The organism is Kordiimonas laminariae (genome assembly GCF_023008165.1).
Taxonomy (GTDB): domain Bacteria; phylum Pseudomonadota; class Alphaproteobacteria; order Sphingomonadales; family Kordiimonadaceae; genus Kordiimonas; species Kordiimonas laminariae.
In genome coordinates, this window is the sequence record NZ_JAKQZA010000001.1 from 178497 (window position 1) to 198028 (window position 19532).

The window sequence follows — 19532 nt, forward strand, 5'->3', positions numbered from 1 at the left end:
TATTACAGGCACATATCGAATACGCTAAGCGGAATTACATGAAGAAGATTATTCAATCTATCGCCACTCCTTTTGCACAGTCTAAGGGTACAAAAGAAGTAATCCTTCAATCTGGGCTGTTTAATAGCGATTGGTATGCTGCCAATTATCCCGACGTACTTCAAAAAGATATTGATCTTCTTGATCACTACATTTCAGTGGGTGATGCAGAAGGATATAAACCCAACCGTTATTTCGACCCCAACTGGTACAGAGAACATGCTCCCGGGGCTCGTAAGCCTAGTGTTAATGCACTTGCTCAATATATTACGTTTGGCCATAAACGCGGCAAAAACCCATCAAATCAGTTTTCCTCTGAGCTTTATTATGAAGCATACCCAGAGGCACAGAATTATGATGGTTCTGCATTGGAACATTTTTTAAAACTAGGCCAACATCAGGGGAACTTAACTTTCCCTGTCACATTACAGTTCCGTAAAGACGGCAAAAAACTTTTTAAAGATATGCTGCTCATAAAAGATAGTGGTCTGTTTATGGAAGACTGGTATCGTAATCATTATTCCAATTTGTGGGATTACGAGGGGAATTTGCTTTTCCATTTCGTTTCATACGGACACAAATATCAACTTCAGCCAAATCCCTATTTCAACACCCACTGGTATAGGGTGTTCAATAAAGAATACATGGTAGAAGATAATCCACTTCTTCATTATATCACTGCGCCTAAAAACAAGTTTGACCCTGCTCCTGATTTTAGCAACACCGCTTACTTTGCCTGCCACAAAGAGTTAAACCCAGAAACAGATGACCCACTGTTACATTATCTTACTATCGGTATAAAATCTGGTGAGACACAACCGAAGACCACGAAAAGGAAAGTGAGAGCAAAAGCTAAACTCCCTGTTCCCGATCGCCTTCGAGGCATGGTTGATTACCCTAAAACAGATCTGTCGCCAGAAACGATGGATTTCAAAAGCAGCAAGCTGAATATTCATTGGATTATTCCAGATTTCGCGGCTGGTGGTGGTGGTCATATGACCATTTTCCGCATGACAAATTTTCTTGAAAAGCAAGGTCACAAACAAACTATCTGGATAAATGAACCAAATCAGCATTCATCTGAAGAACAGGCTGCGGATGATATTTTAAAGCATTTCCAGCAGTTTACCGGAAAAGTAAAGTTTTTGGACAAACGCTTTAAGAAAGCTAAAGGTGATGTCATTATCGCCACAGACTGCTGGACAGTATGGCCTGCGCTTTCGGCCAGTAATTTCAAACGCCGTTTTTACTTCGTACAGGATTTTGAACCTAGCTTCCATGCTATGGGGAGCGACTATTTGGCCGCTGAACAAACCTATTATGAAGATTTAGACTGCATTTGTGCTAGTCCATGGCTTGCAAAACTCATGGAAGAAAAATACGGACGCTGGGCACGGCCCTTCTGGCTAGCCGCGGACACCAAGCTGTATCACCCAGTGTCTAAAAAGAAACCTAACAAGCGCCCTCGTATTGCGTTTTATGCGCGGCACTTCACAGCACGTCGTGCTGTAGAACTTGGTATGCTAGCTTTGGAGGAACTTGCCAAACGTGGCCTTGATTTCGAAGTTGATTTCTTCGGCGCTGAACTGGAATTTCAGGTAGCGCCCTTCCGGTTTAAAGATCATGGGGTTGCCTCGCCGGAAGAGCTAGCAGCTTTATTCCAAAAAGCCGATATCGGCGTCGTTTTTTCAGCAACTAATTATTCACTCGTACCTCAGGAAATGATGGCGTGTGGCCTGCCTATTGTAGAACTAAAAGGGGAAAGCACAGAGTGTATTTTCCCCAAAGAAACAGTAAGTCTAGCCGAGCCTCATCCAAGCAAAATTGCTGATGCTATGGAGTGTCTGATCAAAGATGAGAAAAAGCGAAGAAAACAATCGTTAGCTGCCCGGGATTGGGTTCAGGGCTTTAGCTGGCAAGCGTCCGCTGAACTTGTGGAACAGGCTATCCTCGACCGATTGAACGAAATTGGTAATGATATCGCACCAAAAAGCGAGCGCTCCAAAAAAGGTAAAAACAAAGCATCTGTCATTATTCCAACCTTAAATGCTGGTCCTATTCTAGACAGCGTTTTAAAGGCTGTGACAGAGCAAAACACTCCCTGGCCATACGAAGTACTCGTCATTGACAGTGGCTCAACAGATGGCACGCTGGAAGCCATCGCCAAATACCCATCCGTTAAGCTCCATCAAATCGAAAAGAAGGATTTCAATCATGGGGGTACACGTAATTTAGGGGCAGAATTAACCGATGGCGAATTTATCGCCTTTCTCACTCATGATGCTTTGCCCGCAAACGAAGACTGGCTCTACAATCTGGTGTCCGCTATTGAAATGTACCCTGATGCGGCAGGAGCCTTCGGAAAACATCTACCATATCCAGATGCTTCGGAATTCACTAAACGCGATCTCAACACGCATTTTCAAAATATGCTTGAGGCCCCTCTGTGCGTTAGTAAAACCACTAACAAAAAGCGCTTCAAAAATGATGAGGATGTGCAGTGGCACCAATTTCTGCATTTCTATAGCGATAATAACAGCTGCATGCGCCGTAAGGTTTGGGAAAAACTTCCTTACCGCGAAACTAAGTTTGGTGAAGATCAAATATGGGCTGATGATATTATTAAGGCCGGTTATAGCAAAGTGTATGCTGTTCGCTCTGTCGTGTTCCATAGCCACGACTTTACCCCAGAAGAAAATCAAGAGCGAAATATGGTGGAAGCTGCCTTCTTCAAACACTTCTTTGGTTATAAGCTGATCAGTAATGAAGAAGAGCTTCAAAATACTCTAAGCGATTTAAACAAAGCTGACCGCGAATGGGGTAAACAGCAAGGGCTCGAAGCGGATATCATTGAAGACCGAATGCAGCAAAACGAAGCAAGGTTGAGAGGCTATCTGGAAGGATGGCAGGCAGATACCTCTACTATGTTTTAACGGAAAAAGGGGCTTATCACTGCCCCTTTTGTAACCCGGTATGTTTTAATCTTCTGCCTACGATTTCAGTTACTTTTTCCAAATCAAATGGTTCTCCGAGGAAATCAAAGAGTGGCTGGAAAGCTGCTGGATTATTTTTGGTTTCATCATATGAGAGCTGGAGTGTACGCTCAGGATACTTTTGCTGATATGCAGCATACATACTGTCACAACTTTCAACAATTCCTCGGACCAGTTCCTGGTCCATAGAAGCCCACCATCCAGATTTAGAAACATCTTGCCAATTTCGCACATTAAAAACGAATTTACATGGCGCTAAGTTTTCATGGATAAAATTCAGATAGTCTTCAAACTGTTCGGGGCCGGCTTCATGAAAACGAATCTCTTTAAAGCCGATTACTCTAGCATCTGAAGGTGGCTGAATAATCTCTTCAACAAAAATATCTATCAGCTTTTTAGAAAACCGTTCCGGTACAACTTTATCGGCTCCATACCAGGGCTCTTCCATACCGTGGTCTTTATTACCATGATCATAACGAGTGGAATGGGCAGCATTAGCAGCCCTATAAAGAGAATATAGTACATTCATATTCTCTCCGCGAATATGGTATCCTGGGATCGTTTGTAGAACAGTTTGCAAAACCGTAGAGCCGGAACGGCCATATGTTACAATGCAAACAAAAGGTAGATTTTCCATAGTAAACCTAACTGATATCCTGCGTATCAGGCAGTTATGCTGCCTTTTCACCCAGTTTTGTTACAACCTCTTGAGTAGAAAAAGACTTTTGGTCTGAAGCTTGAAGTTCTTCATGATATTCATACGCAAAACGTACCGCCCGACCGAATGACGGGCATGTGCCGTCGGGGCTTACCATCATTACTTCATCAAAATCAAAGTTAGCCAGTGCTTTACTAATTTCTACACGTTCTTCATCATTTTCGATCAAACGCAATACAGCCCTGATATAATCCCCTTCATCATCGGTGGACAACCAATTTGGCTGAGGCATGTGAGAAACCATCTCAGAATCGTTCATCGCATGCATCTCGTCCCCCTTCATGTTCACGATAGGTAGTCCGAGCGGACACGCATCAAGAATACCATTGGTCGCACCAAAAGGTATGGAACTCAGGAAAATATCACACTTGGATAGCTCGCTGATATACTTGTTATAGTTGGTGCGCGGCAACACTGTTGCTGTGAACATACTCTCGACCCGACGCTTGACCGCTTGGTAGAGAGATCCTGCGCCATTTGGGAAAAAGACAAACTCTACCGGCTTTGTAGAGAGCATTTCGATCTTCTGACAGATTGTCAGTAACCTTGGTGTAATTTTCCGTGACCAAGCCGGCACTGCAATTTTCAGGCTTTTAGCATTTTCTTTAATGAATGCCTTTGGCTTTTGAGCATCATGCCGATGTTCATAGCGCGCTATTTCATGCCAATAAATGATTTTATCGGCGATAGTGTCTTCACTCCCGACCAAACCTTCAACGAGGAGCGAATAATCAATATACTTCGAATGTGTTGTTGCCGGGTGGCCGTATGTCATAACCTGAACAGGTGCAAGCCTTAGGTTGGTTCCATAAATACTCAACATGCGCATACCCACGCTCGGGTAATAAATTACATCTGGCTGATATGCCTTTACCTTATCAAAAAATGCTGCAGGGTTTGCGTGATCCAATGTTTCGGTGTCGATTTCATCAAACATATACTCAAGCTTCGGATCGCACTTACCTTCAGCAGACATATAGATAATCTTAAAATGATCTCTCAGAGAACGGATCGCAGGGCCATAACAGCGATGCATTGCGTGAATGGCCGTATAAAGTTCTGCCATTACAATGAGTGTTGGCTTCTCTTTGATAGGCCTAGGCTTGTTGGAAAAATCTACATCAGTCAGCCCTTTCCTTAAAAGCCAATCCCTCACAATCGAATTAACGGTTTTTTTGATATCATGCTTGTGAGGAGCATCTGCGTAGCTACACCCCATGTAAACGGGGCCCATGGCTTGAGCCACAGCATCCGTAGCTTTTAAATCACTCCATAGATGACTGTTGGAGAAAAGTTCGGAACGAATTTCTTCTGCTTTAGGGTTGTAGACAAGCTGCTCTGTCAAGAAGGCCCGTGCAATTGGCCACGCAATATCCTTATTTTGTTTCAACAACAGTTTCAGAAGCGATTCATTCATAGAATTGATTGATATTACACATAAGAGTTTCGGAACATTTGCTCTGGTGATGCTCAGAGAACCATTCTCTTTCTTAGTGGCCAACATCTCAATAAAATGGCTTGTGCCCCTATAGCCGCTAATCTCAAATGCTTGGCTAACTACCCGCTTATTACGCGCTAATATTTCAAACATACGGCGACGCATAACGAAATTAGGGGATGTGATCATCTGCGTGAATGCAGATGCAAAAATCGTTGCTTCCTGTTCACTTAATGGCGTTAGCGTCGTCAGGTTTTCACCAAAGGTTGTTTGGCTTCGTTCGAGGCGATTAAAGATACTGACTAAAACACCAACAGTATCGTCGAACTTTTCTTCATTCACCAGCGACCGATACTCATGAATAGACGTGATCAGTTTCTCTTGTTTCTTCTTATCGTCTGTCATGAAATAACCCCAACAACTATGTCACAAATTTCTCTAATATTATCTTCTGATAAAAAGGCATGGAACGGCAAGCCCACCAACCCTTCAGCTAGTTCCAAGCTTACAGGCAAAGCCTCTTCCGCCTGCATATTATCAATAAACGGTATATCATGAAGTGCAGGATGTTCATGCAGCAAAGGTAAATACCATCGACGTGTTTGAATTCCTGCTTCAGCAAGAGCATCAAAGATAGCACCCCCTTTTCCTTTTGCATAAATCTGCAAGGTTGCTGGTATGTACTCTTCACCACAACCAGCCTGTAATTCAATCCGGTTGCCTAATTTTTTCAATTCTTTCCAGTAAAACTCTGAAATTTTCCTGCGCCGTTCAACAACTTCACCCCATCGTGCAATTTGCTGTAGGCCAACCGCAGCATAATATTCACCAAACTTTGCGTTGGTTCCCGTTTGCTGCACCATACCACCAGGGCCAATAAACCCGAAATTAGAAAGAGATCGAGCACGTTCCAAAGTTTCCAGATCACTGGTAGCGACAAGTCCTCCTTCGCCAACACCAAAGGGTTTAGTAGCATGAAGCGAGAAAACAGATGTAATATCCTCAGGCACCGCCTGCTGTCCTAAAACAGCAGCTGCATCCCAAAATACCTGTACGCCAGTTTCCTGTTGGAATTTCAACCAGGCTTCACCGTCTAGCGGTTTACCGTACGTTGCCACAGGTACGACAGCGTCAAGAGGCTCTACCGCATGTGCTGCTCGGGCAATCTCAGGCGTCAATAACCAACTATGCCTATCTACATCCGCAAAAACTGGCTGATAACTGGCGTTAAGTACAGAGAGAGCCGTCGCAGGGAAAGTCAGCGCAGGAATTAAAACCTTAGCCTCTTTGCCCAAACGTTTTGCCCGCAGCATCAGTTCAAGGGCTGTGGTAGCTGATGAAAATGTTCCTGTTTCTAATTTTGCCGACCCGGTTTCCTTTAAAAAGCGCGCCATCTCGGTTTCAAAGCGGCTATTCAAGGGGCCAAAGTTGGTATACCAGCGGTTTGCATGAATTTCAGACAAATAACTCCCCACTTCCGCTGGATCGGGCATATCAGGGATAAGACAGAAAATTTTTGGGTCTTGTTTCAAAATATCTACCAATAGTTCTTAGGGTACTTAATACAAACGCTGCTTAACCAGCGTGCTTAAGTATACTCCTATAAAAATCATCTTTTTTGATAAACTTGGAGGGCGGAAAGCCTTCAGCTGTCAATGCAACGCTGTAAGCGTCCTCATCCGTTGCAATATTTACGATAGCATGCTCGTAGGCGAGTAATTTTCCAAGCTGAGTTGTGTTCTTGGTTTCTGCTACAGCAAATTCTTTTTCCAGAAGTACATACCCTGGTGCACCATGCAGTCGAGCTTCGCCAAATGCTTCCAGCATTGCAACAGCCCCGCATCCAATAACTCTAGTGCACTGCCGAGCAAACAGCGCTGTATCCTCTGGTGTACCAAAAGCTAACTCCGCAGAAATTCCCCGTCCCAGATACATTTTATAGATACCGCTTTTATCACCTATCTGATAGGGGACGACAGTCCCAACCAAATGCTCCCATTCATCATATCTACAAGCCAGTAAATCACAGCCCGACGCATGTTCAATAAGTAACACTGTCTCATGGTTTTCCTGTTTCAGTTGATTAAGTAGCTGAACAACACGGTATCGGATAGAATCTGTAAGCAGGAATTCGCTCTTTACCGCAACGAGGGTACGTTCAATTTGTTCACATGCAGGAAATGGCTGTCGGTCTTCCAACGCGCAAACTTCTCGGATCAAATCATTCCGGATACGCCCAGTAGCTGGTCCCGCATACGCCCGATTCTGATGTAGAATATATTTGGGAGCCGGCGACAACTCTTTAATAAATTCTTGCTCCAGACAGTCAAAATACGTTGGCGACCGGTGTTCTATTTCATCAGCATATAGCAATCCCATCAGTCCGTGATGTAACTTTGGTTCCTGATAGTCTTCAGCGGTTTCTGATGTCGCCATAATTTTGGCGCGAATATGAGCCATAGAAGTGATCGAAATCGCAAATTCTGCATCTACTCCAACTTCACCACTATGAAGATACAAACCTGAGTGGTTATTCTGACGAAGACTCAGGTATAGTTTTTCAACAGGTTTTTCCCGGAGCTGCCAAAACAACCACCTTAGTAGTTTTCGGTTATCTTGAAGAGCTGTCCAGGCCTTCTGTTCCATAAAGAGAAGCAACGGCGGAAAGAAAAACTCACGTGGCGAATTATTCCATTGATGAAATCGAGTTTTAAACTCTTTGAAACTAATTTTCTCTGGATCGATCGCAGGGTCGCTGAATAATAATATCGTATCTTTCGCATCGCTTAAACACAAAGCGAAATATGGTGCTTCTCTATGCTCAAGCATCATAACATGCTGAGGATTAAAAAGCTTTTTATGAGTTCTGCGCATGCGCGAAACCAGCTCATCCCCCATACGGGTGCTATCAGCCAGCATACTCTCAGGTCTACGGCGATACAGGAAGCCTGAATTTTCACATCTGCGCCCTTTAAAGCCGGCCTCAAGAGCATATAACCAAAAATCCCAGTCTTCATACCCGAAGATCATGGTTTCGTCGTACATCACCCCTTTTCTGAAAACCTCTGCTCGCACCATTGAGCCAGCTTCCGATATGTTCCCAATCAAATGTTTGAGAAGGCTATAATCTGGGGCGGTCTCTCTTGTATCAAAACCGTTTTCGCCGTGTGTTAAGCCGAAGAAAGAAATATCCGGGTACGCCCAGCCAACTTCCGGATCATCCCCAATAGTTTTCCGATAAGCTTCGATGCTGTATGGAGAAATACGGTTATCTGCATCCAAAAAGTAAATCGCATCCAGATCTGGCAACAAATTCAGAAGAAATCGAATACCGGTGTTTCTGGCACCTGGCAGTCGCGTATTTTTCTGCCTGACGTAATGTAGTTTTCCGTTATAAACTGGTAATAAATTGGCAACTGTCGCTCGCGTTTCAGGGAACTTACAGCCGTCATCAACAACAACAACATGGATTTCCCGGTCAGTGTCTTGCTCACACGCACTTATGATAGCCTCAGCTAAAAACTGCGGATGCCCGTATCCAGGAATAACAACACCGATGGGTGGTTTCGCATCCATATTAATCGCTATCCTCTGGTGCGCTCAAAATATTCACTGGATGCTCATAACCTTCAGTAATGTTGGCAAAAAGATACCAGTTACACCACCCAAAACTGATATTACCATCCAATGAAATAACTGCGAATACAACATCCCCTGCTTCCACACGAGGGGCGCCAAAACCTATAGATAAAGTGCAGCGGCACATAGGTTTCACAGTAAGAGAAGACCAGAATACTCCGCTTTCAGGTTCACTACTATTGTGAACACCGTCTCTCACTTTTTCTGCTATTTCCTCAATAACTTCCCGGCGGTTCTGAACATCGGTTGGTAGAACCATCATTATATAGGTGAAGTTAGGCGCACTTTCATGGCCTGTGCCAATTTCGGCCATAATACGCCGAGCCCCAACAACTGCCCCTCCAGACATAACAGTGGCTGACAACTCCTCCGACAATGGGTGGGTCTGCATTGCTCCAGTACCTTCACTAACCATAAGCGGAGAGAAGCCATATTTGTCAGTAAGTTCCTGCTGCTTGTTTAAACCATTATAGAACTCCACCTGCCCTAAAATTTCTGAAAAACGGGAAGCACGCACCTGCAACTTACTATTTTCACTCATTAATTTTTGTTCAGCAGGTATTTCACGAATAACATCAGCGGGGCTAAGCTTCACCTCTGTGGTAAGTTGATGCCAGCGGAGACGTCCAAGATGGTTACTATCGCCTAGTGGTTTTGCGAGCAGCAATAAATCTGCGGTCTCGGACAAGCTGTCTCGAATACGCACTGAAAGCTCGGCTGAATCGTTTGAAGACATCACTAGAGCTGACCAGACAGTACCTTCTTCACGCCCCGACATAGAACGCTCACTGCCTAAGCTTTCAAAAAAGTCATGCACTGCCTCTGGCGTTCTAAGAGAAGAACTAACAACAACGGCCACAAGAACAGGAGTATCTCCCGCTTTTACGCGGCTTAAACTCAAGCTAACGCCGCTTACATGTTTTTGTATCCTTTTAGGAACCGTAAGCCCGACCAGTTTCTTTTGAACAAGCTGTGCAGCCAGCCAACCTTCTTTAAGGTCCGCTCTATAAAGAGGCCCATCAATCTTTCCTGCACAATCCGCTTCTGCTGTATCGCCAGTGGAAAACTTCGCAAACTCCAGCATTGGGCCACATTTAGCAGTAAAACGGGCTACTTCTTCGTTCAAATCTTTATTTTCACCAGTAGCCGCTGAAGGGTCTTCTAGCCCTTTGTAAACTCTCAAAGCAATTGAGCTATGGTCAATCCCAAAACGGTCAACAGCTCCTTCTGCTAGCATGATCTCCGGCGCTACACGGGAGTTGGATGAGACAGTAATTACGCCATTTCCAAAGGTTAGAGGAATAGCGTATGACATGCTGAAATCATTCCAACCTTCCTTCAAAGAATGGAAAGGAACCGATACGTTACCCACCATTGCGTTATCAGCGCTACGGGTGACCGCTACAACAAATTGTCCTTCAACATCTGGAATATTCTTCACATATAAAGATAATCCAGCAAAGCCTGCTAAATCTGTTGGCAGTACCTGTGAATATTTATTATCAGGCAAAGAATCCAGCTTTATAGATTCTTCACTCGGCAACAGTTCAAAAGATACACTGCGGGAACTGAATCCAATGCCTGCGATCATCCGGCGCGCTTTTTCACCACCTAGCCAAAGTTGTTCATTCCTGCGTCTGAAATGAACTAGCTGCTGTTCTTTCTGGCCAAGGATTGTTCTCAGATCACCAAGGTTTTTTGCCATAAGGCCGTTAATAAATTTGGTAAACTGCACCTTCGCGCTATCCAAGCCAGGCAGCAAAGCATTAACAGGGTTTCTGGTAATCACTCCATGCAAAGGTTTACCTGCACCATGGTATGTCGCAAATCGGCATACCTCTTCCCCTAAAGCCCGGTGTTTCGGAGATGTAACAACCCCTACCATTCCTGTAGGCATACCACTTAACTGGAAGGTAGTTTTCGCATTTCGGGATCCTTTGGAAGAAATTCTTCCATTAGCATCCAGACAAAAAACGGTTAGGTCTTTTGGGAAAACAGATTTCAGGTTCGCGAACAGGTCAGCGCTAACAAGTAAACTAACCGGCGCAGCATAAAATGAAGATAGCGCTTCACGTGTTACACGGAAGGTAAACAAATGAGATGCCCCCTTTTAAATAGTCATCAGAGCGCCCGGCAACAAATTGCCAGGGCTCAGCATCATTTACTCGTTAAACACTTTCAAACCAAAACGCGTAATCGGGCCTGCCAGGATTTCAAGGAAAGTCGTTGGGGTGGTTTTAATATAAACCTCCGCCATATTACCTGGTACTAAATCTTCCGTTTCCTCTCCTGGATTAATTGATGCTCGCAGAATATAAGCGCCCGTAGGGTTGCCTTCGTTCACGACTGCATCACGAGAAATATACGTAAGCTTTCCAGGTATAGGGGTTAGCGCTTTCAAACGGTTACCGGGGAATACTACATCAATATCCTGATCTAGATAAACCTTATTGATATCAGACACCTCTAGCTTGACCTCAATAGTCAACTGATCCTCATCCGGGAATACTTCCATCAACGCATCGCCCGGCCTTAGCACAGCACCAATTGATGTTGTGCTAAGACGAAACACCGTGCCATTTACTGGCGAGCGAATATCAGTTCGCTCCATCATGTTCGCAAACCGATCTGCTTGCGCCTCAACCCGGCTCAGATTCTGTTGTGCGTTGATCAGCTCCGCATTAGCATTTGTTACAGCTGTCAACCGTGCCTGTTTCTTTTCAGCTTCCAGGTTAGTGATATTATGCTTGGCTTCCTGAATTGAAAGGCCTGAATTCTGCATATTAGCCTCAAGCTCTACAACAGCACGTTCAGTTGCATAAACACGTGTACGCTGAATAAGGCCTTGGGCAAGTAAGTCACGAAAATCAACCAGCTCTTTTTTGTATAGAGCGTGCTGTCGCTGCATGGCTTTAAAAACCTGCTCCGTGCCTTCCATCTGAATCTTCTCACCTTCAATTCGGGTATTGAGGATATCAATAGTCGCCGCCTGAATACGTTTTTGAGATTGGAATTCTTCTTGCTGGCTAACAATGGCCTCCAGCACCCGAGGATGGTTAGCAACAGCCGGATCAAGGTTTGTGGGGAACTGTATCTTATCTTGTTCGCCAACCTCAGCACGGTAACGCGCAAGCTGGATACGTAGTGTAGCACGGGTCAGCTTAGCTGCTTTTAATTGTGCTTCAATCAGACTTTCATCAAGCTTGGCGAGAACCTGGCCTTTCTCAACCTTATCACCTTCACGTACATAAAGGTCCTTGAGAATACCACCTTCTAAATGCTGAATAATACGGTTCTTATCTGCTGCTACAACTCGACCTGTTGCTGAAATTGCTCCCCCTAAAGGAGCAACTGCAGACCAAATGCCACCAAATACAAATACAGCAACAAAAACAATTAATGCATTACGCAGAATTGGTTTTTTATCTGTATCAAGATTTTTGGTCCAACTCTCCAGATCTCTTGTTTCAAAACGTGTGTTGATCTGTGCCAGTTCAGAAGAAGGGCGTGTAATAAGTTCATTTGACATATTAAGCCTCCTTCTTCTCTGCTGATTGGGGCGTATCAGTTGTGGCCGTTTTTGCTGCTGCAGCAGCCTTTGCAGCCTCTACGGCAGCCTGCTGCTGCGCAGCCGTTGGTTTGGCTGATTGTTCTGTTTTTGCAGCGGCGATTTTATTTGCCGGGTTTGGTGCAGACTTGCGCGTTGTCACAGCACCGCTGTTCATAACCTTTTCTTTGTCGCCAAAGTCTTTCACAACACCATCCTGAAGGAGCATAACCTTATCAACATGCTTCAGCACGCTCGGTCGTTGTGTAACAACAATTGTCGTAACTTTATCTTTTTTGGCCTGAGCAAGAGCCCGGTGGAAGATTTCCTCTCCCTGCTTATCCAGTGCAGCATTTGGCTCATCAAGCACGAGAACTGCCGGATTAGCATAAAACGCACGAGCAAGAGCAATGAGCTGTGCCTGCCCGCCGGATGGCATAAATTCATTAGCGGAAATTTTGGTATCATATCCTTGCGGCAGCTTCAGAAGCAGCTCATGTACGCCAGCACGTTTCGCTGCATCAATCGCCATTTCTGGTGGATCATCTTTACGGAGCCGCGCGATGTTTTCACGTACTGTCGCATCAAAGAAAGTTACCTGCTGCGGCATATAGCCAATGTGCAAACCGCGAGCCGTTGGATCCCATACATGTAGATCCTGACCGTCTAGTGAAATAACACCACTACTCGGTTTTAAATAACCTACGATCAACCTAGCCAATGTGGACTTACCTGCACCAGAAGGGCCAATCATTGCAACGCTATCACCAGCGCGAATTGTACCTTGAACACCTCTAATGATGGGCTGCATACCAGGGCGCGGCACAAACACCACGCGGTCTAAACCAATAGTACCCTCAGGCCGCGGCAGCGGTGTGCGGTCTACTGGAAGGTCCATATCTTCCAGCCGTTGCATTAGTCTCGCGCGCGCCTCTTTTGCCTGCACCAGCGTACGCCAGCTACTGATAATCGCTTCAATCGGTTGAAGCGCTCTACCACCAATCATCGCGGAGGCAAAAATCACACCCGCTGTAGCTAGATCAAGAAGTACAAGAAGGGCGCCGGCTGCAATCATCAGAACCTGAACTATCTGACGCACAGCTTTCGTCGCGCCAGAGAATTTTGCTAATGTGTTATTACTATCTACATAGCGAGAAAGAGCTATACCGTGTGTTGCACCCCAATCAGTTACTGCCTCTTTGTACAAACCTTGCGAACGGATTAACTCCTGAGAGGTCATATAACCTTCCATATTCCGGTTCGATTTCATAGCCGCCATATTATATTCATGGTTGGCGTGGCCTGTGGCTCTGTCACCCCAAACACCAACTCCCATGATAATCGCCGCACCCGCAAGTACCACAAAACCCAACCCCCAATGGATGAGGAAAATAATAAGGGTAAAGAGCGGTAGCAATGGTAGATCAAAAATGGCTGACATCGCCGGCGAAGTTAGCGTCTGGCGGATCACCATTAAATCACGAAGGCTCTGCGTATTTGAGCCACTTTGACGTGAGAGTTCACCTGCGAATAAAAAGCCAGCAACCTTGGATTCAAGACGCACTGCACTTTTTGCAAGAAGACGCTGACGCACACTATCAAAGTAGCCATAACAGATGAGGATGAAAATTGCGAAAGCAAGCATAACCATCAAAGTAGGTACACTGCCAGATCTCAGGATTCTATCATAAACCTGAAACATAAAGATCGGCATACCCAACATACAGATCGCTGCAATAATGGAATAGAAGGAAATCACTTTGAACGAGCGACGGATTGCCTGTTCTTCTTCCCTATAATCATCAATTAACGCCATAACTTAATACTTTTCCCCACAAAGATTGGTGAGCGACACTATATATCTTTTAATTATGTCTGCAAAATGAACAGCCGTTTATCAGCCTGTTCTTGCCCAAATTAAAGTGATTGGTATCACACGGTATAATAGGTGTCGATACCGAATACCCTACTCATACTGGCGTTTTAGTAATTTGGGTGGAATTTGGGGAAAGTGTCTAGAGAAACTTCATTCTTCCAAAGAAAAAGGGAGACCAAAAGGCCTCCCTCAATCAATTCTTTAATCTAATCGGTGATTAGAATGTAACTGCCGGAGCAAGGTCACCCAGTGTCACACCTTGAACGAAGATGCTGTCGCCAGCGTCAAGAGTGATAAGTACACCAGATACGCCGTCTTGTGTAGTTTCAGCAGCGAAGTCTGAAAGCTGAACACCACCAGTTACCTGGCCAGTTACGTCGATTGTATCTTCGTCTACGTTGAAGTCAGTGATTACATCGTCACCAACATCAGCTGTTGTAGCACCTGAGTAATCGAACTCATCGTCGCCTTCGCCACCAGTAATCGTATCGTTACCAGTTTCGCCAGCTAGAGTGAATTCGTCATCACCTGCACCACCGTCGATCACATCGTTACCAGCACCAGAGTCGATTGTATCGTTGCCGTCGCCGCCGTCGATTGTATCGTTGCCTGTACCAGCTGTGATGTCGTCGTTACCGTCGCCACCTTCGATGTCGTTGTTACCGTCGCCACCGTCGATATCATCGTTACCAGCGCCGCCTTCGATTTCATCATCGCCGTCACCGCCGTTGATTACATCGTGACCATCTTGACCTAGTAGACGATCATCACCGTCGTCACCTTCGATGTTATCGTTACCAGTACCACCGCGGATTACGTCGTCGTTAGCGCCACCTTCAAGGTCGTCAGCACCAGCGCCACCGTAGATAGTGTCAAAACCGTCGCCGCCAACAACGCTATCGTCGCCAGCACCACCGAAGAGCTCATCGTTACCTGCGCCACCGTCAACTACATCAGTGTTGTTACCACCGAATACAAGGTCATCACCAGCACCAACTTCGATTCTGTCGTCGCCGTTGTTAGCAAACACAGTGTCGTTACCACCTTGGCCCTGAATGCTATCGTCACCGATACCACCGCCAAGAATGTCTGCACCACCAGCACCGATTAGTGTATCGTCGCCAGCACCTGCCCAGATAATGTCATTAGCGTCTGTTGCAGCGTTTGTTGAAGCATCATCACCAGCTACTAGTGAGTCATCACCGTCGCCACCGCCAAGTGTATCAGCGCCAGCACCACCAGCAATCGTATCGTTACCAGCACCACCGTAAGCTTCATCGTTACCAGCGCCACCGGTTACTTCATCGTTACCAGCATCGTCTGGACCAGCAAAGAATTGGTCATTGCCGTCGCCTAGGTCAGCTTGGTCATCACCGTTACCACCGTTAACTGTATCGTTACCAGCACCAGCAGTTACAACATCGTTACCGCCGTTACCCAGGATACGGTCATCGTTAGCAGAACCGTTGAATGTTTCGGCTGTTTCACCACCAACCAGTGTAGAACCAGCAGATAGAGCTGTGTACGTACCAGAGTGTGTAACTTCAAGGTTCAGTGTGATTGTGAATTCGTTGTCGCTACCATCGCGAACAACAACATCAACTGTACCACGATCACCGAATGCAGCGCTTAGACCAAGTGCAGCACCAGGAACGTATGTTAGGTTATTCTCAGGTGTACCAGTTACGAAAGTAAGATCGTTTACTGTGATCGTAGAACCTTCATCATCAACTGAAACTGACTGAGCAGCAGCTGTAACAGCTGTACCGTTCACAGATACAATTGTGAAAGTAGTACCTGTGTTAGCAGCGAAAGTACCACCAGCACCAGCAAAATCAACTAGGTTACCAGTGATATCGATATCATCGTTTGCTGTACCATCTGCGTCTGCAACAGAAGCATCTTCAGAGAATGAGAATGTCTGATCCTGACCAGCTGTAAGCGTTACGTTATCCAGAACGATCGTTTCAGCGTTAAGGATTGTGTCTGTACCTTCAACATCGAATGTCGCTGTAGCAGCTGTGAAGCTTGAGCCCGCAACGTTTGTATCATCAAACTCGCCATCGATAGTTACAGTATCTGTACCAGCACCAGCTTCGATTGAGTCATCACCAGCACCACCAGCGATATCATCGTTACCTGCGCCACCGTCGATAGTATCATCGTCGTTACCACCAGTAATGTTATCGTCGCCATTACCACCGTCGATTACATCTTCACCGTCACCGCCGGCTAGAGTGTCGTCACCCTCGCCACCGTCGATAGTATCATCGTCGTTACCACCAGAGATGTTATCGTTACCTGCATCACCAAGAAGTGAGTCATTGCCGTCATCACCAGTAATAACGTCATCACCGTTACCACCAGTAACAGTGTCTAGACCTGCACCACCGGATAGCTCGTCGTTACCGTCACCACCAAGAAGTGAATCATCACCAGCCTCACCGAAAAGTGAGTCAGCGCCGTCACCACCTGTTAGAACGTCATCTCCACCAGCACCACGATATAGGTCATCAGCGCCTGTACCGAGGATGGTATCCGCCTGTGGAGTACCAAATCTTTCATTAGCCATAGCTTTCCTCCTGAAAAAGCAACTATGTATTAAATACGAGGCACGGACGTTAGGTCTTATAGCCCCCTACTGACACTCTCTACCTAGAGAATGCCAATAATGTCAACTGCATAATTGAAATAGTTTCGAATATGCACAAAGAAAATAAATTTTTACGTCCATTCCATTTCCAAACAGTACAACAGCATCCTACAAAAATATTTTCAACACTAGGATGCTGTTACACCAAACAAAATCAGCCCTAAGGCTAAATCTGTGACCCATTTGCAACAGATTCAATCAACTGCCAATATTGAGGCAGTAAATCCTTAACTGCATATTTATTAAGGATTGTCTCTCTTGCTTTTTGTTTCAGTGGTTCATAATCCGCTTTATTGTCCAAAATATGACAAATGGTATCTGCCTGCTTTTCAATATCAAAAAATGGCACCAAAACACCATTTTCTCCATCCCTGATCAATTCCCTTACTGGCTCGGTATCTGATCCGACAACCAGTGTGCCCGTCGCCATCGCTTCCAGCATCGACCAAGATAGAACAAATGGTACAGTTAAATACACATGCGCCCGTGTAATTTGAAGCAGCCCACGCAGCACCGGTAGCGGTTGCAATCCCATGAAATGCACACGACTTTGATCGAGGTCAGTTAATTCCTCAAGCATAGCCTCTTTCCAGGTTTTACCATCTTGCCGCTTGGCACCATATGCCACCCGATCATTACCAAGAATCACTACCTGCAAATTGGGGCGTCGTTTCTGAAGAATATTCACCATCCGCATGAATTCAGGAAAACCCCGGTATTCTTCCATACCGCGAGCTACATAAGTGATAACCTCGTCTTCGGCTGAAAAAACATGTTCGCCAACTTTAACTTTCACCTTCGGATTTGGCTGGAAGAATTCTGTATCGACACCGTCGTGCAAAACACTTACATTCGGCCGAAATATTTCAGGCAGACGACCGTGCTGGAAATTAGTGGGGCACTGTCCATGATCCATCGCAGCAAGATCTTGCAGGATTGGCGTATTCTTCATCCGAATCCGCATGGCATCATTCGCATCATTTTTTTCACCGCTAAGGAACTCAGCATCCCCGCCGCGTGCATGATAATACCATTCAAAGTAAGTGAGCAGCTTCGCTTCGGGGAACATATCTTTCAAAAACATGTTCGACCCCCATCCCGAATGAGACATGATTAGATCAGGCTTGAAAGATTTGTCTTTGCTCTTCAGAAGAGTGCCGTAAAGCGCCTGTCCCTGAAGCACCGCTCGTTCTGTTGAGACCAAAGAAGGGTGTATCCCTTTTGTTGCGTCTCTATGAGGCTGAAACTTAAAAACGCGCTTTGCTTTATATTTTTGTTCATTTTTCTTGAGCGTTGCAACATTCACCTCAACACCAAGTTTCGGGTTATCTTCAATATATTTCAGCAGACGCCGATACTGACCCGGAAAATTATTGTGAACAAACAAAATACGCATCTATCAGATACCCCAATTTACTCTTCGTCATAAAGCGCTCTATAAAATCAACTTATGGAGTTACAGAAGATTATCCCTAACTGCAACTTCCTTATTAATAGACAAAACCAAAAGCCTGCTTCCCAATGCGGTTCACAGAGGCTAAAAGCGATAAACATTAAAAGTTTTCTCAACGAGACATTTACCAATGAAAACAATTTTGGTTCCGGGCGGCGCAGGCTTTATAGGCAGCCATACAGTTGCGGCTCTTCACCGACATGGCTACAAAAGCATTATTCTTGATAACTTTTCAAACGGCCATAAGGAAAGCGTTCTACACGGCGAAATTATTGACGGTGACATTAGAGATACCGCTTTACTTGATACTATTTTCAACACGTATGAAATTGATGCTGTTATCCACTTCGCGGCATTTATCGAAGCTGGCGAAAGTGTGGTAAACCCCCTTCCCTTCTACGACAACAATACGGCAGGAGCCCTTAACCTGCTACAAGCCATGCAAAGACATAAAGTGGAACGAATCGTGTTTTCCTCAACGGCTGCAGTTTATGGCCAGCCGGAAAACGATAACGCACTGGTGGAAACTTTACCCAAACTCCCCATCAATCCATATGGTCAAACCAAATGGGCTGTGGAATGTATGCTCAGAGACATAGCGGCATCCAGCAATTTTAAATCTATTGCTCTTCGTTATTTCAATGCCGCAGGATGTGACCCTGAAAGCCGCATTGGCGAACTACATGAGCCAGAAACCCATCTCATCCCATTGGTGCTGCAGGCCGCCAGCGGAAAACGTAAAAATATCAAGATGTTTGGTACAGATTATCCTACACCGGACGGCACCTGCATTCGGGATTACATTCATGTAAGCGACCTGGCAAACGCACATGTAAAAGCACTTAGTTATCTTTTCGATAATGTAGAAGAAAAGAATGGATTTTATGATGCTTTCAATCTGGGTACCGGTCAGGGGTTCTCTGTGCGTGAAGTCATTGAAACAGCGAGGTGTGTAACAGGGGTGAACTTCGACGCTATCGAAGAGGAACGCCGCCCTGGTGATCCAGCTTTTCTGGTAGCAAATGCTGACAAAGCCAACAAAATACTTAAGTGGCAACCGGAATATCCCGAGCTTGAAGAGATGATTCAACATGCATGGGCTTTCTTAAAAAACCGGTAACCATAAGCAACAGTTGGCATAATTGAATTCCCGGTCTATCGTGACCAGAGGATTTA

11 protein-coding genes are annotated in these 19532 nt (G+C 45.3%); 2 read left to right on the plus strand and 9 right to left on the minus strand.

The genetic code is table 11. The features are described 5' to 3' along the window. Window positions 1-38 precede the first annotated feature (38 nt). Window positions 39-2972 (plus strand): rhamnosyltransferase WsaF family glycosyltransferase, encoded by a 2934-nt coding sequence (locus MF542_RS00815; protein ID WP_247014943.1) that lies wholly within the window; start codon window positions 39-41, stop codon window positions 2970-2972. Between the two features lie 16 nt (window positions 2973-2988). On the opposite strand, the gene MF542_RS00820 is transcribed toward MF542_RS00815, so the two are convergent. The 9 genes from MF542_RS00820 to MF542_RS00860 form a co-directional block, all read right to left on the minus strand. Then, window positions 2989-3669 (minus strand): sulfotransferase, encoded by a 681-nt coding sequence (locus MF542_RS00820; RefSeq protein ID WP_247014945.1) that lies wholly within the window; start codon window positions 3667-3669, stop codon window positions 2989-2991. Between the two features lie 34 nt (window positions 3670-3703). Continuing rightward, the gene (locus MF542_RS00825) at window positions 3704-5593 is read right to left on the minus strand and encodes a hypothetical protein (RefSeq protein WP_247014947.1); all 1890 of its coding nucleotides are present in this window, start codon (window positions 5591-5593) and stop codon (window positions 3704-3706) included. Then, window positions 5590-6651: a DegT/DnrJ/EryC1/StrS family aminotransferase gene (locus MF542_RS00830; protein ID WP_247014949.1), complete on the minus strand. Its 1062-nt coding sequence runs from the start codon at window positions 6649-6651 to the stop codon at window positions 5590-5592. The genes MF542_RS00825 and MF542_RS00830 overlap by 4 nt, the downstream gene beginning before the upstream one ends. A 112-nt stretch (window positions 6652-6763) precedes the next feature. Further along, window positions 6764-8764 carry a glycosyltransferase family A protein gene (locus MF542_RS00835; protein WP_247014951.1) on the minus strand — a complete coding sequence of 667 codons (2001 nt, stop codon included), beginning with the start codon at window positions 8762-8764 and terminating at the stop codon, window positions 6764-6766. Window position 8765: 1 nt separating this feature from the next. Then, window positions 8766-10922 carry a DUF6212 domain-containing protein gene (locus tag MF542_RS00840; RefSeq protein WP_247014953.1) on the minus strand — a complete coding sequence of 719 codons (2157 nt, stop codon included), beginning with the start codon at window positions 10920-10922 and terminating at the stop codon, window positions 8766-8768. 66 nt (window positions 10923-10988) lie between these two features. Next, window positions 10989-12356, minus strand: a complete 1368-nt coding sequence (locus tag MF542_RS00845) for an HlyD family type I secretion periplasmic adaptor subunit (protein WP_247014955.1) — start codon at window positions 12354-12356, stop codon at window positions 10989-10991. A 1-nt stretch (window position 12357) separates the two neighbouring features. Beyond that, a complete protein-coding gene (locus MF542_RS00850) occupies window positions 12358-14190 on the minus strand; it encodes a type I secretion system permease/ATPase (protein WP_247014957.1) in 1833 nt (610 codons plus the stop codon). A gap of 277 nt (window positions 14191-14467) precedes the next feature. After that, complete coding sequence (locus MF542_RS00855) at window positions 14468-16822, minus strand: calcium-binding protein (protein ID WP_247014958.1); 2355 nt, start codon at window positions 16820-16822, stop codon at window positions 14468-14470. Window positions 16823-17069: 247 nt separating this feature from the next. Further along, complete coding sequence (locus tag MF542_RS00860) at window positions 17070-18299, minus strand: glycosyltransferase (RefSeq protein ID WP_247014960.1); 1230 nt, start codon at window positions 18297-18299, stop codon at window positions 17070-17072. Window positions 18300-18486: 187 nt separating this feature from the next. On the opposite strand from MF542_RS00860, the gene galE reads away from it, so the two are divergent. Continuing rightward, entirely contained in the window at window positions 18487-19476 is a 990-nt protein-coding gene (gene galE / locus MF542_RS00865) for a UDP-glucose 4-epimerase GalE (protein ID WP_247014962.1), read from the plus strand. The last annotated feature ends 56 nt before the right edge of the window (window positions 19477-19532 follow it).